Origin of the sequence: Azospirillum sp. A29 (genome assembly GCF_042604625.1) — a bacterium.
GTDB lineage: Bacteria > Pseudomonadota > Alphaproteobacteria > Azospirillales > Azospirillaceae > Azospirillum > Azospirillum palustre.
This window is the reverse complement of sequence record NZ_CP170467.1, coordinates 867,221-881,406: the sequence shown is the minus strand read 5'-3', so window position 1 is coordinate 881,406 and position 14,186 is coordinate 867,221. Positions and strand designations below refer to the sequence as shown.

Annotated in this window: 10 protein-coding genes and 3 pseudogenes; 8 read left to right on the top strand and 5 right to left on the bottom strand. The window is 64.6% G+C overall.

The genetic code is table 11. The features are described 5' to 3' along the window. Positions 1 to 6: 6 nt before the first annotated feature. The 3 genes from ABNQ38_RS32205 to ABNQ38_RS32195 are packed head-to-tail and all read right to left on the bottom strand — an operon-like array spanning position 7 to position 1,536. Complete coding sequence (locus tag ABNQ38_RS32205; RefSeq protein WP_377810355.1) at positions 7 to 174, bottom strand: hypothetical protein; 168 nt, start codon at positions 172 to 174, stop codon at positions 7 to 9. A 31-nt stretch (positions 175 to 205) separates the two neighbouring features. Next, complete coding sequence (locus tag ABNQ38_RS32200) at positions 206 to 586, bottom strand: antibiotic biosynthesis monooxygenase family protein (protein WP_377810354.1); 381 nt, start codon at positions 584 to 586, stop codon at positions 206 to 208. Between the two features lie 56 nt (positions 587 to 642). Beyond that, complete coding sequence (locus ABNQ38_RS32195) at positions 643 to 1,536, bottom strand: NAD(P)/FAD-dependent oxidoreductase (protein ID WP_377810353.1); 894 nt, start codon at positions 1,534 to 1,536, stop codon at positions 643 to 645. A gap of 285 nt (positions 1,537 to 1,821) precedes the next feature. Between ABNQ38_RS32195 and ABNQ38_RS32190 the strand changes: the two genes are divergently transcribed. From ABNQ38_RS32190 to ABNQ38_RS32180, 3 genes and pseudogenes are all read left to right on the top strand, one after another. Next, on the top strand, positions 1,822 to 2,481 hold the full coding sequence (locus ABNQ38_RS32190) for a TetR/AcrR family transcriptional regulator C-terminal domain-containing protein (protein WP_377810352.1): 660 nt from the start codon (positions 1,822 to 1,824) through the stop codon (positions 2,479 to 2,481). A gap of 25 nt (positions 2,482 to 2,506) precedes the next feature. Continuing rightward, positions 2,507 to 3,370 (top strand): class I SAM-dependent methyltransferase, encoded by an 864-nt coding sequence (locus ABNQ38_RS32185; RefSeq protein ID WP_377810351.1) that lies wholly within the window; start codon positions 2,507 to 2,509, stop codon positions 3,368 to 3,370. A 346-nt stretch (positions 3,371 to 3,716) separates the two neighbouring features. Next, positions 3,717 to 4,429, top strand: a pseudogene (locus tag ABNQ38_RS32180) (IS6 family transposase). Between the two features lie 186 nt (positions 4,430 to 4,615). Here ABNQ38_RS32180 and ABNQ38_RS32175 read toward each other — a convergent pair. After that, positions 4,616 to 9,733: an autotransporter domain-containing protein gene (locus tag ABNQ38_RS32175; RefSeq protein WP_377810350.1), complete on the bottom strand. Its 5,118-nt coding sequence runs from the start codon at positions 9,731 to 9,733 to the stop codon at positions 4,616 to 4,618. A 442-nt stretch (positions 9,734 to 10,175) separates the two neighbouring features. On the opposite strand from ABNQ38_RS32175, the gene ABNQ38_RS32170 reads away from it, so the two are divergent. The 4 genes from ABNQ38_RS32170 to ABNQ38_RS32155 all read left to right on the top strand — a co-directional run bounded on the left by ABNQ38_RS32170 (position 10,176) and on the right by ABNQ38_RS32155 (position 13,057). Further along, positions 10,176 to 10,772: an invasion associated locus B family protein gene (locus ABNQ38_RS32170; protein WP_377810349.1), complete on the top strand. Its 597-nt coding sequence runs from the start codon at positions 10,176 to 10,178 to the stop codon at positions 10,770 to 10,772. 8 nt (positions 10,773 to 10,780) lie between these two features. Then, positions 10,781 to 11,677, top strand: coding sequence for a tetratricopeptide repeat protein (locus ABNQ38_RS32165; protein WP_377810348.1), 897 nt, complete (start codon positions 10,781 to 10,783; stop codon positions 11,675 to 11,677). Further along, the gene (locus ABNQ38_RS32160) at positions 11,674 to 12,822 is read left to right on the top strand and encodes a tetratricopeptide repeat protein (protein ID WP_377810347.1); all 1,149 of its coding nucleotides are present in this window, start codon (positions 11,674 to 11,676) and stop codon (positions 12,820 to 12,822) included. The genes ABNQ38_RS32165 and ABNQ38_RS32160 overlap by 4 nt, the downstream gene beginning before the upstream one ends. Before the next feature lie 91 nt (positions 12,823 to 12,913). Further along, complete coding sequence (locus ABNQ38_RS32155) at positions 12,914 to 13,057, top strand: hypothetical protein (RefSeq protein WP_377810346.1); 144 nt, start codon at positions 12,914 to 12,916, stop codon at positions 13,055 to 13,057. A gap of 113 nt (positions 13,058 to 13,170) precedes the next feature. Here the strand turns inward: ABNQ38_RS32155 and ABNQ38_RS32150 are convergent. Continuing rightward, positions 13,171 to 13,807: pseudogene (locus tag ABNQ38_RS32150) on the bottom strand (IS6 family transposase). Between the two features lie 53 nt (positions 13,808 to 13,860). On the opposite strand from ABNQ38_RS32150, the pseudogene ABNQ38_RS32145 reads away from it, so the two are divergent. Continuing rightward, a pseudogene (locus ABNQ38_RS32145) lies at positions 13,861 to 14,058 on the top strand (IS6 family transposase); the annotation flags it as partial. Positions 14,059 to 14,186 lie beyond the last annotated feature (128 nt).

The window sequence follows — 14,186 nt, the reverse complement described above, 5'->3', positions numbered from 1 at the left end:
CTCACATTAGATTATTAGCGGCGCGGGCATGCTCGCCCGCAGGTGCTCGTGCAGCTTTGCCTTGAGAGCAGGATCGAGCGAGAAGCCGGGCGACCACTGGCGCCAGAGGCGTTCGATGAGGCCGAGATCGCGGGCCGTGGCGATCCAGCCGTGGGCATCGGCAACGAGCGTCAACGTGTCGGCCCAAAAGCCACCATTTCCAGAGTCAGGTTGTGCAAAAGCCGGGGACGGCGACCTTTTGGAACAGGTGCGGTCTGGCTTCGAACGATGACGGATATGCCGGAAGTTTCGCGAGGAACTCGGGATCAGTGAAGGCGGCGCGGACCGCCTCGGTGGATTCCCACACTACATAGTTCAGGTAAGTCGGGCTATCGCTGACCGCTCGGTGCAGTTGCATGGAAATGAAGCCCGGTGCCTTTGTTATGACCCCGGCAGCCGCCTTGAAAGCATCCAGGAACCCTGCTTCGTCAGCGGGATCGACGACCGTGAAGAGGTTGATGAGCACGAGAGGCGCGGCCGCGATACCGAGTTGGCGGTCAAACGGAAATTTCTCGTCGAGAGGTATGAATGGCTTTGCGGCGGCCATGGTGGCGCTCCTGTCTATCGTGAAATTGAAGCTGGCGTGATCGATGCTGCTTGCTCTCAAACCAGCATCGACTGCTGGGCAAAGATACCCGCCATCGCACCCTGCCATGTTGCCGTGGTGACCGAGGGGATTCCGGGGTTGGCGAGGTCGCCGGCGGCGTAGATGCCGGGCATGCTGGTTTCGCGGCGCTCGTCAGTCTTGAGGGCGATGCCGGTTGGCGTATTGACCGTGGCGAGGCCCAGTGAGTCATGCAGGCTTGCGGACGGCTTGGTACGCGGATGCGCGAACAGGATATCGACCGCGACCTCGAGGCCGGTATCGAGCTTGATGGTGGCGCCATGGCTCCCGTGACGGGCAACCCCGATGATCCGGCCATCAACGAGAGGTGCTTGGCGGGCCGTAAGATCGGCCCTGATCTCGGGTGTGATGTCATGACCATCAGCGAAGACCGTCAAATTGTCGGTCCAATCGTGAAACAGCCTGACCTGGTTCATCGACTGCGGACCCGACCAGACAAGGCCCCAATGTTGGTCGGCAACTTCGAAGCCGTCGCAATAGGAGCACGGGATGACGGATGAGCCCCAGCTTTCAGCATAACCCGGAACATCAGGCATCTGGTCCACAACGCCATAGCTCAGGATCAGGCGGCGCGCCCTAAGGCTTTCGCCACCGCTAGTGAGCACGGAGAAATCGTCGATGGCGCCGGAGACGCTGTCGGCCCGGGTATTGAACAGCCTGATCGTGGGATAACGCGCCAGCTGCTGCCGCGCCTCGGCCCAGATGTCCGAGGGGGGCTTGTGATCGTGGCCGAGCACGCCGTGCGAGCGGCCCGCAAAGCGATTGCGCCGCAGGCCGGTATCGAGAACGGTGACCTTGCGGCGGGCACGGCCGAGCTGCAGGGCTGCGGCGAGACCGGCAAAGCTGCCGCCGATGATGATGACGTCATCCATGGCAATGGGCTCCGTGTCGTGGATGGAGAGGTTTGGAGTGGGCATGGCGCGCACTATCGTCCAGCGACACGCGCTCGAGACGGTTGGCGAGCAGGGCTCAGGCATCGCCGAGACAGTCGCCCATCACTGTGTTGGCTGGCCGATGCCGCATTCGATATCGCCGGGCGGTCTCGGGAAACTCAATTTGGCGGACCGGGTAAAAATCCACTCTTTGGCTTGCATGTTTTAGAAACTGAATGGTATCGTAAATCCGTAATTAGGATACTGTCAAGGACTGTAATTGCCGTGACCGAAAAAAACAGCCAGGCCCGGCGCGGCCGGCCCGCCAACGAGGCGCTTGGCCAAACGATCATCGATGCCGCGGGGGAACTCTTTGCGGAACTGGGTTTCCAAGGGACGACATTGGACAAAGTCGCCCAGCGGGCAAAGATCTCCAAGCTCAGCATCTATCGGCACTACGAGAACAAAGAGGCGCTGTTTGGCGCGGCGTTTGCGGCCCGCTGCCATCAGTTAATACCGCAGGCCCTTTTCGAAGGCGTCGACGGTTCGGCCGAAGATCAGCTCATGGCGGTGGGATCATCACTGCTTCGCACGCTGTTGCGCCCGGACGTGCGCAGTGTCGAAGCCATGGTCATGGCTGACGTCACGAGTCAAAAGTCGTTGAGCAAGCTCCATTACGAAGCCGGACCCGCCCATATCATTGCCCAAATCGAAGCCCTGTTGCGTCAATTGCACGCGAAGGCGGTTCTGAACGTGCCCGATCCTCTCCGGTCCGCCCGTTTGTTCGCCGCGCTTTTCAAAGGATCCGATCTTCTGATGATCGCACGCTTCGATCAGGCGAGAGCAGAGGACGACAGCGAAATCGAATCCTATTGCCGGTCGGCCGTCGCCATGTTCATCGCTGCGCACGGTGGCAAAGACTACGACGGCGGATCACCCGGTTAAGAACGGATCAGAACAAGGATATCGCATGGCAGAGAACGATATTCATCAGGTGGCCGACTGGAATGGCCAAGGCGGGGAGCGCTGGGTCGCTTACCACGCCCGGCTCGATACCATGATGGCGGTGTTTGGCTTGGCCGCGATCGAAGCCGCCGCGCCCGCCACGGGCGAACGCGTGCTGGACGTTGGCTGTGGCGCGGGCACGTCTAGTCTGGATCTGGGCGCCCGCGTCGGCGCGGGGGGCCATGTGCTGGGCGTGGACATCTCCGAACCGTTGATCGACAGAGCCCGTGCGCTAGCGCCGCAGGATACGCCGGCCCTGTTCCAGGTGGCCGACGCCAGCAGCGTCGAACTGCCCGAGGCCGCGTTCGACATTCTGTTCTCACGCTTTGGCGTTATGTTTTTTGACGATCCTACAGCGGCGTTCGCTCATATGCGCCGTGCGCTCAAGCCGGGGGCGCGGGTTGCTTTCGTCTGCTGGCGCGGCATGGCCGAGAACGATTGGGTGCGATTGCCGATGGGCGCGATCAAGGGCATCGTCCCGCCGATGACGCCTCCCGGCCCCGAAGCGCCCGGCCCATTCTCGTTCGGCGACCAAGGGCGGGTGGCGCGTATCCTGACGGCGGCCGGCTTCACCGATGTCGCTATCGCGCCATTCGATGCCTCCATCCCGTTCGGAATGGGAGGGACGCGGGACGCGGCGCTCGACGATGCGGTGGAGATGACACTTGAGGTCGGCCCGCTGTCGCGCGCGCTCGCCGATCAGCCCGACGACATCCGGGCCCGCGCCTCCGCCGCGGTTCGTGCCGTCTTCGCGAACTGCCCCGGTGAGCGGTCGGTGATAATCAACGGCGCGGTGTGGATCGTCACCGCGCGCAATCCGGCAAGCTGACAGGGATTGACAGGGGGTACAGGCACTGTTCGCGCAGACGAGCCGCTTCGCCATACCGGGCATCGCGGCGCTCCTGGGCCGCCTGCGCCCACTATTCAGTGCTGCGCAACCGCCGCTCCGGTTCGAGAGCAACCAGCTGGGGAGTTTCACTCATCTCCCCCCGGCGGCTCCGATGGTGCGGGCGCCATCCGAGCAGCGGCGCAAAGGTCGCGGTGATTGTGTTCCGGAACACCGCGAAGGGCGTCGTTGGCGCTGCGCAGCAGATGCCATCGGTTCCGTTGCAAAGTTTGCCGGCGGGCGAAGATCCGGTAAAACCCAACCCTTTCGGCGTTGAGGTGACACGGTGATGCGCAGCAGGAGGAGCCCGTTCAAGGGCCGGCAGTTCACGGCGGAGGTGATCCTGTGGGCGGTGCGCTGGTACCTGCAGTTCCCGATCAGCTACCGCGATCTGGAACAGATGCTGGCCGACCGCGGCGTTGCCGTCGATCACACCACGCTTTACCGCTGGATCCAGGCCTACGCGCCGGAACTGGACAAGCGCATCCGCCCGCACCTGCGCCTGACCACCGCTCCTGGCGGGTGGACGAGACCTACGTGAAGGTGAAGGGGCGGTGGATGTACCTGTACCGCGCCGTCGATGCGCGCGGGCAGACGATCGATTTCCTGCTCAGTGCCAAGCGGGATGCCGCCGCGGCCCGGCGTTTCTTCCGCAAGGCGCAGAAGCAGGCGCACACGGTGAACCCGCGCACCCTCACCGTGGACAAGAACGCCGCCTATCCGAGCGCGACCAAGGCGATGAAGGAGAACGGCGAGCTATGGCGTTTCACCAAGCTGCACCGGGTCAAGTACCTCAATAATATTGTTGAACAGGATCACCGACGGATCAAGCGGCTGGTCCTGCCGGGGCTCGGATTCAAAGACTTCCACTCGGCACGTCGGACGATTGCCGGCTACGAGATCTTGGCGATGGTGCGCAAGGGGCAGGTCGCCGCCATGCCCGCCAACGACATGCCCGCTCAGGCGACCTTCATTGCCAGCCTGTTCGGTGTTGCCGCCTGACGACGCGGACGCCGCGGCTCTTCGCGCCTGCCGTCAAACTTTGCAACGGAACCCCGTCGCCTAACCCGCCGCGCCAAATCGCCAGTCCTAGCGCGAGAGCTGACGGAACTACTAGCGGAACTGGAGCGATCTCTTGCCCCACTCGCCTCGCTGCAACACACAGGTTAACGTGACAATGCCATTCAATCACCAGGACCAGCGCAGTCCAGCCGACAGGCCGTGATTGCTCTCGCGGCGGCGAATCTCGCCGAGATAGCCGACTTGCAAAGAGAGCCGCTGCGTCATCGTCACTGTTAGCCCGGCACCCACCAGAGCGGCATCGCGCCCCCCTTGGCTGGACTGCACAGCGAAGCGCGCGCCGTTGAGGGCGGCGGTCGCCGACGCATCCACGTCGCGCCAGTCATGCTCCCAACCCACAAGCCCGGTCGGCTCGACCACGGTCTCACCCAAGTTCAGCCGCGTACCGGCCCGCAGTCCGACCGAACTGCGCAACACATTCCGCGTCGCCGTTTCCTCCGTCAGGCTCAGTAGCGGGTTGCCGCTCTCGGTAAAGCCGTCGCGCTCCAGCCGATCCCACCGCAGCCCGACGCGCGGCTCGACCCAGGTCTCGCCGTTCAGCGCCATGCGGGTACCCGTCGACAGCTCCGCCGAGAGGGCATTGCCGTTCGCCTCGCCCGATGCCACCCCGGCGACATTGCCGAACGTCACCGACCGCGACGTCTCGGTGCGGCCATAACCATAGCCCAACGCCGCATCGATGAAGGCCGCACCCGGTGTCCAGCTTCCATAGGCGGTTGCCTGATAGCTATCCACCGTGCCCTTGCCCAGTCCACCTTCCGCCTTGACCCGGGTGCGCAGGAAGCCCAGCGCCACACCGGCCTTGAGTGCCGGATCAAATGCGTAGTCGGAACCGACCATGAAGCCGCCGGTGAAGCGGTCTACCGCCCCACCGTTGCCGTCGTTGCCGCTACGGCCCCGGCCGACCAGCGGCTGGCCCCACAGACTGGCCCCACCGGGTGTCGTCTTCACGTTGCCGTCCGGCAGGCCGGAGCCCGACCGCGCCTTGCCGTCGAACAGGAACTCCACCACGCCCGCCACCGGTCCCGGTGTATTGACGGCGCCGCGCCCAGCCGCCTGCCGGGCCTCCACGGCGTGACCGAACAGACGGCGGTTGGCTTGATCGGCCGCCAGCGCGTCGGCATGGATGACGCCGGACAGCTGGTTGAGCGCCGAGCCAATCTGTCCGCCCGGCAGGGTGTGGAGATTATCAAACAACGCCTGTGTCGCCGCATCCGGCGCCTGCCCGCCTGCCGCCGGGCGGAAGCTCTCCAGCGCGGCGCCGACAGCTTGCTGATTGGCGCTCTGGCTGAGACCCGCCGCGCCGAGGTTGGCGTAGCTGCTGGGGGTCGCCACCAACGCGACGGCATTGGAGCCATAGAGCAGGTCCAACCGCGTGCCGGCCGCCAGCCCGCCGCTCGGTTGGTCGAGGGCGGCGAAGTGCCCGGAGACGCCACCGTCGGCGGTGACCACGGTGAAGCTTTCACCCAGCGCCGGAGTGAAACTGTTGGTCGCCGAACCGGCGATGCCGCGCAGGATGGGCGTCAATCGTCCTCCGGCGTTGAAGGAGGCGCCGCGGACGATCACCTGATCGTGGTTGCCGGCGCCCGTCCCAGTACCGGTGCCGTCGATCTCGACCTGGTAGGTGGAACTTGCGGTGAGCCTGACAGGGGCTGTGAAGACCAGTGTGCCTGGCGAATTGCCCGGCGCCAGAATGCCGGAGACAGAGGTGGGGCCACCGACGAGGCCGCTGCCGCTGAGCGTCCCACCGCTGGCAACGCTCACGGCGCCGGTGATCTCACCGTTCACCTTGGCCGAGCCGCCGCTTTCCACGCTCACTGACGAAGCGACCGTGCCGCCGCTGTTGATGGCGACGGTGCCATTTCCGACGGTGACCGGAGCGGAGACGCTACCGCCGTCGCTGACCGTCACCGTGCCGCTGCTGACCGTGAGCGGGGCGGCCACATTGCCGCCGCCGTTGACGGTGACCGTGCCGCCGCCGACGACAACTGGAGCCACGACGTTGCCGCCGCTGGCAATCGTCAACCCGCCCGACCGAACGTTCAGGCCGCCACTGTTGGAAACCGTGTTGGAGAGGATGAGCGAGCCGGAACCGGTCACCGTGAGTTGCCCCGCCCCGGTGATCGAGCCGGACAGCGTGACGGTCGAACCGTTGGGATTGATGACGCCATTGGACGCCTCGACATTGACCGTCTGGCTCAGGGTCAGCGGCGCTACCGGCTTCAGTGTGCCGCCGTCGAAGGTGACGGTTGTGGCCCTGACCGCGCCGTCTCCGTTGGTGAAGGTCGGCTGGGAGCCGTCGATCACGCCTGGGGTGACGGTGGGCGTCGTCGGTGTCACGACCGGGGGCGTCACCACTGGGGTAGTCGGCGTCGTCACCACGGGGGAGGTGGGGGTCGTCACCACGGGGGTGGTCGGGGTGGTGACAACCGGTGTCGTCGGCGTGGTCGATGTCACGGTGGCAACCAGCACCGTGTCGTTGGCGGTGACCGTATAGCCGTTCAGATCCACGGTGCCGACATAGGCCGTGCCGGCCGCAGCCGTCCAAACCGCCGATCCGGTCGTCGCCACCGAAAAGGTCGTCCCGGTGAAGTTGGGTGCGGTGCTGCCGGCATTGCCACGGATCAGGGCGACCGTCGCGCCGTTGGCGATGGTGACGCCGCTGAGCGTCGGCGTGACGGTGACCGTCCCGGCACCCGGTGCGTAGTTGGCAGTGTTGGCGGCGTTGACGATGTAGCCGGTGCCGCCACTGCCGATGGTGACGGTGATGCTGCCCGTGCCGGTGATGTTGCCGCCCGCCGTCAACACCGAGCTGCCGAGCGCGATGGTGCCGCTGTTGACGATGGCGCCAGTGGTCAGGGCGCCGGTGCTTGCCAGGGTGGCCCCTGCAGCGATGGTGGCGGCGCCGATCGTGCCGGCCAATGCCAGGGTTCCGCCGCCAATGCTGACGGCACCGCTGAGGTTCGTGGCGGACAGGGTCGCCACGCCGCTGCCTGCCTTCACCAGACCGCCGGTGCCGGTGATCGAACCCGACAGGGTCGTGTCGGCGGCATCCCCGAACGTCAGTGTGTTGGCGCCCAGCACGACATTGCCGGCACCGGACAGCGCGCCGATCGTCAGACTGGTGTTGAGCTGGAACGCCGCGCCGGAACCGATCGACACGGCCCCTGTGCTGGCGAGCGCCGAAGCGCTGCTGGCCGCCAGCGTCCCGCCGGTGATCGTGGTTCCGCCGGTGTAGCTGCCGCTCCCCGACAGGGTCAGCGTGCCGGTTCCCGCCTTCACCAGCCCGCCGGTGCCGGTGATCGAACCGCTGACCGTGGTGTTGGTGCCGGCGCTGGTGGTCAGTGTGTAGGCGTTCAATCCGATGATTCCGGCGCCCGACAGGGCGCCCACCGTCTCGTTCGCGCCGAGTTGGAGTTGACCGCTGGCACCGACGTCCAGCGTCCCGCTGTCGGCCAGTGCCGTTCCGCCGTTCAGGGTCAGGGTGCCGGCGTTGATGCTGGTGCCGCCGGTAAAGCTGTTGGTTCCCGACAGCACCAGAGTGCCGGCACCGGTCTTGTAAAGCCCGCCGGAGCCGGTCAGGCTCGACGCGATGCTGGCGGTGACGCCGGTGCCGGCGGTGATCGTCGAGGGTGACGCCGTCAGGCCGATGGTTCCGCCGGTCAGCAGGTAGCCGGTGGTCCCGAAGGTCATTCCAGCCGCCGAGACCGAGCCGGAAACGGTCACCGTCCCAGCGGTGCCCTGGAAGACCGGCGTGATGGCGGAGCCGGTCAGGGTACCATTGGTGGAACCGTCGGCTTTGGTCCAGTTGGTCGTGGCGCTGCTCCAAGTCCCGTTGCCGCCGTCCACCGTGTTGTTGGACGCGTTGCCCCCGGTGTCGCCATCCCAATACAGGCGGCTCGGGTCCGTCAGCGTGACCACGAGGCTGTTCGTTGCGCTGACGACGGTGGCGGTGGCGATATCCAGGCCGGAGGACGGCGCGGTGACGGTGACGCCGCTGTAGTCGGTAGAGATCGGACCGCTGACGATCGTGTAGGCACCGGCCGCCAGCGTTCCCGATGGCGCCGCCGTCATCACGATGGATGTGCCGCTGGTCAGCGTCACGTTGCCCGACACGTTCAATTGGCCGTAGGTTGTGGTGGAGACGACGCCGATCTGCAGCGTCGCATTGACCGGTTGGCTATAGGCGCCGGAAAGGGTGGTGCCGCGTTGAACGTAGAGAACGCCCGTGTTGGTGATCGTGCCCACCCCGCTGGCGGAGGTGACATTGCCGTTGAGGACTGTGTTGCCGCTGAACGTGACGTTTCCGGCCGCGGTGATCGTGCTCGCCGTGCCGACCGCGGTTCCCGTCAGCGTTCCGAAGCTGGTCCCGGTGCCGCCGGTGATCAACAGGCCCCCGGTCCGGAGATCGGTGATGTTGCCGAGGATCGTCCCGGTGTTGGTGAAGGTATCGATCCTGCCGTTGCTGGAGATCGAGAGTGCGTTTCCGCTGGAGGATGTGCCGTGGATCGTTCCGCTGTTGGTCAGGGTGACGATCGTTCCGTTGAGCTTGATGCCGGTCGCCGCCTTCATCAGGCCGGCGTTGTCGAGGAGCGTGAGGGAGGTCAGCGAGCCGAAGACCTGAAGCGCGGCTGCCGAACCCTGTGATCCCGTGAGCGTGCCGGTGCTGGTGTTGACCAAAGCTGCGGCGCTCGTGGTCCCGCTCATCGAAACCGGCCCGTTCGATCCGGTGGCGATGATCAGCCCTGAGTTCGTGATGGTGCCAAGAGTTGAATTGTCGAGGTTGAGGCCGGTAGCGCCCGAGAGCGTGCCGGAATTGGTGATGGTACCGATCCTCGAATTCGACGACGCTTGCAGGACGTTGCTGGCGCCAGAGATGTAGCCGGTGTTGTAGATGCCGACGATCGAGGCGCCGACACCCGGCGAAATGGCGTTCGAGTTGGTCGATACGATGCTGCCGTCGTTCCAGACCGACCCGATGGTGGTGCTGCCGGGAATCGAGATGCCGGCCCCCGATGTCGGGGCGATCATTCCGGTGGAGGTGATCGACAGGCTGTTTCCAGACGTGATCGTCTGGATGGCCGTGACGGTCGTTCCCGTAATGGTGTTCGTCGTCTGCGCCTCGCTCGGCGACGGGCTCAGGACACCGGCTAGGACGATCATCGATGCCCCCGCAAGGAGGGTCACGCGTAGGGCTGCATGCTTGCGGGCGGAAACGGTCGGCATTGTCGTCCTATTCTGATCGTTTACTCAGCCTTTGATTGAAGACATCAGGCAAACGCCCGACACCTGGGTCAAAAGCCCACGGAAGTTTCAGGGTTTTGTTGGCAAGCAATAACCACGAAAAAGATGGGCATAAACCGGGTACCGGTAACTCGCGCCGCGGCGTTAACCTTTTCTACATAAATATAGATTTCCCTAAGTCTCTTCTTTCATACTGATACGGCAGCATAACGTCAATGCAACAGAATGTAACATCACAGCGTTATCGCATTCTCACCGCGCTTTTTTGACTTTCTACCCATGATAGAAAGAATTTCTTTGATGGTTGTCGCTGCTTCAGCAGGCTGTGAAAGAAAACAATCGCGTAGCGTTTTCGTGCAGGACCTATCCGGTCACCAGCTGACCTCCGCGATAGAGGGTCAAGCGGACGGAGAACCATGGCGACATGGCGGGCCAAGTGCAGGATGGCGGTCCGTTGCCGACGCACCGTCAACGCTGCGGGAGCCGGAAAGACGCATCAATGGATGAAGGTGTCATGAAAGTCTTGAAGGTCGCCCTGGTCAGCGTCGCCCTCGCCACCGGATCCGCTCCGGTCTTTGCAGCCGATCCGCCGGCCAAGGTGGACAGCGCCCCGCCGCCATTGTGGAGCAAGCGCTGCGTCACGGAGAGCGGCGATCGTGAAAGCTGCTTCATCGAACAATATGCCGTCGCGATGCCGGCGAACACCGTGCTGCTGAACATCCTGGTCGGCTTCCTGGCGCCGGAAGGGAAACCGCGCCTGATCATGACGGCGCCGCTCGGCGTTCTGCTGGCACCGGGTCTGGTGATGAGCATCGATTCCGGAAAGCCCGTCACATTGCCGTTCGAAAGCTGTCAGGCTGGCGGCTGCCGCATGGTCGCCGATCTCGACCAGTCCAGCCTCGACCAGTTCCGGCGCGGCGATAAGATGACGGTGCGTTTCGTCACCGGCGACCGCAAGGCCATCGACATCCCTGTACCATTGAAAGGCTTCGACGCGGCCCTGAAGCAACTCAAGAAATAGGCCGTTCCATGCCTCGCTCCCAGCCTTCGGGAAAGCCCGGACGTTCCCGTTCTTCGAAGAAATCCGAGCCGCAGGGCATCCCCGTCGAAACGGGCATTGAACTCGCCTACCGCCATTGGGAGGCGGGCCAGCTGCAGGAGGCGGAAATGCTCTGCCGACAGGTGCTGGCGGTGTGGCCCGGTCAGGTCGACGTTCATCATCTGCTTGGCCTGATGGCGCATGCGCTCGGCCGGATCGACATGGCGGTCGATCATCTGCGGCAGGCCTGTGCCCAACCGACGGCCCCCGCCGCCTATTTCAGCAACTTCGGGGAGCTGTGCCGCCGTGCCGGCCGCCTGGAAGAGGCGGAGCGCGCCGCTCGGCAGGCGGCGGCACGGGATTGGACAGCCCCCGGCATCTGGAGCAATCTTGGCATCATCCTCCAGGAATCCGGGAAACTGGAGGACAGCCTGCGCTGCCTGAAGCGCGTGCTGGTGCTGGCCCCAGATTCTCCGGAAGGCCACAACAACCTTGCAAACACCCTGATCCTGCTGAATCGGCGGGAGGAGGCCGCTGTCCGTTATGGAACGGCCTTGAACCTCAATCCGCTCTATGCCGACGCATGCAGCAATTTGGGCAAACTGATGGGTGAGCTTGGCCATCCTGACCAGGGCATAGGTCTGCTGCGGCGGGCCATCGAAATCGATCCGCGCATGGTCGATGCCTATTTCAACTGTGCCGACCTAGAAGCCGGGCGCGGCCGCTGGGCGGAGGCACTGGACTGGTTGGAGGCCCTGCGCGACTTCGCCCCCGACCATCCCGGTCTCGCACGCGCGTTTGCCTTCATCCGGCTCCGGCAGGCCGAAGATGAAACAGAGCAGCCTCCTGAAGCATCCGGCGATCCCGTGGAGAACGGGCCGCGATGACCGCGATGCAGACGCTGGAGGAGGAAGGGCGCGCCCTGCTGGCAGCCGGGAAACCGGAAGAGGCAGAACAACGCGCCCGACAGGCCCTTGCCAGCGGTGGCGGAACGGTGGGCTGCTGGCATCTGCTGGCGGTCGCCCTGCGCACCCAGGGCCGTATCGATGACTGTCGGCAGGTTTACGAACTGCTGGTCGACAAGCTTCCCGGCAACCTGAACCTCCGCTTCGAGTTGGCGGAAATACTGCTGCTGATGGGGGAGTTCGAGCGCGGCTGGCGCGAATACCATCACCGTTACGGCATGCCGCACACCGCCCAACTCGAACGCCGAGTACAGCGCCCACGCTGGGACGGGCGGCCGATTCCCGGCAAGACCCTGCTGATCCACGATGAGCAGGGCTATGGCGACACGTTCCAGTTCCTGCGCATGGTGGCTTGGGCGAAGCAGCGCAGCCAAGCCCGTGTCGTCCTGCAGATCAACATGGATCAAATCGGCTTCGCCCGGCGCTCGTCCTGTGCCGATCACCTCGTCCCACGCGGCCAGCTGCCCCCACCCTTCGACGTGCATTGCGAGATGATGAGCCTGCCGATGGCCATGGGGCTCAAGCTCTCCGATCTGCCCGGCGAAGTTCCGTATCTGAACGCGGATTTGGTGCGGGTGAAGCGTTGGCGTCGGCGGCTGGCCGGGTTGCCGAAGCCGCTGGTCGGCTTGGTCTGGGCCGGACGCCCCACCCATCTGAACGACGCCAACCGATCGCTGACGCTGGATCGGCTGGCACCGCTGGCGACGGCGGACTGCACCTTCCTGGCACTGCAAAAAGGGCCGGCGGAAGTGCAGGCGCTGACGCCGCCTTCCGGCATGCGGATTGAACGCCTGTCAAATGAGATCGGAGACTTCGAGGATACCGCCGCCATTCTGGCGGTCGCCGATTTGCTGATTTCGGTCGACAGCGCACCAGTGCATCTGGCCGGCGCCTTGGGCCGCCCGGCCTGGGTGATGCTGCCCTTCGTTCCCGACTGGCGCTGGCTTCTGAATCGCGACGACACGCCGTGGTACCCGAGCTTGCGCCTGTTCCGCCAGCCCGCCCGCAACGACTGGGCCAGCGTCTGCGAGCGTCTGAAGGCGAAGCTTCAAAACTGGAAGGTTTGAAAGCGGATTCGCAGGTCATACGCCAGCAGACCCATCCGTACATCACGCGGGCCTGTGCTCGAAAGGTGCGCAAGGTGCAGCGGAAGATCAGATGGTGCTGGAGCGTGACGGTGTTGTAGGCGACGGCATGCACGGAGACGAAGCCCTGGGCGGACGCGGGCAACTTGAACCGCTGCATCTCGCGTTCGTGTTGCTGCTCGGGCTGGTGCGAGACCTCGGCCCGGTTGCTCTGTAGCCGGCCCTGCTCGTGCCGTGCCGCCAAGCCGATCCCACGGAAGGCGACCCCATAAGAGGGCTTTGTCACGGCAACCGAGGCGGCAAATAGAAGGTACGAAATCCGCAACTCGTTCATGTTGCGGCGGTCGCGGCCTGCCAGTCGGCCACGGCCTGTGCCCGTAAGGTGCGAAGGGTGCGGCGGGAGACCAAGTGACGCTGAAGGTTGAATGTGTTGTAGACGGCGGCATGAAGAGAGACGAAGCGCTGGGCGGAACCCATTGATTTGAACCGCTGCATCTTGCGCTCTCGTCGCCGTACCGGCTGGTGTGAGACCTCGGCACGGTTGTTCGTTCGCCGCCCTTGTTCATGGTGGGCGGTCAGACCGAGTTGGCGGAAGGCGGCCCCGTAGGACCGGAGCTTGTCGGTGGTGGGCTTTGTCCCGTCGGCGCTGGACGAGCACCTCCAGAACTTCACCTTCATCATCCACGGCCCGCCACAGATGCATCAGCTGGCCGCCAACCCGTACGGCCATCTCATCAAGGTGCCAGCGTGGGCTGGGCTTGGGACGCAATCGCCGCAGGTTGCCGGCGATAACTGGCCCAAACTTCAAGACCCAGCGGCGGACGGTCTCGTAGGACACCTCCACGCCGCGTTCGGCCAGCAGTTCCTCGACATCCCGGTAGCTCAGCGTAAACCGGAGATAGAGCCAGATCGCGTGCCGAATGATCTCGGGCGGAAACTGATGGCGGGCAAACGAGAGCGGCGACATTCGGTGAGAATACCGTCACAGCCGCCAGGCCACCATCGTTGATGTGACAATGCCGGGCTGAGAACTCGCATCAGCCAACCCGACGACGCGAGCGGCAGATGAAGCGCTTCAAGTCAGCCCGTCAGGCGCAGCGATTTCTATCGATCCACGAGCCGATCCATAACCTCTTCCATCTTCGCCGCGATCACCTCACCGCCTCCGAGTTCCGAGCCGCCCGCGTCCAAGCCTTCGCTGCCTGGGCCGAGGTGGCCGGCGCGCCCTTGGCCGCGTAAGCACTCGGTCCACCGGCTATTTCCGGTCAAACCGCGCCGTCCCTTATCACCGCTGAAAACGAGTTGACGGTGCCGCTTATTCGACTGTCCGGGGAACGAGACCATCC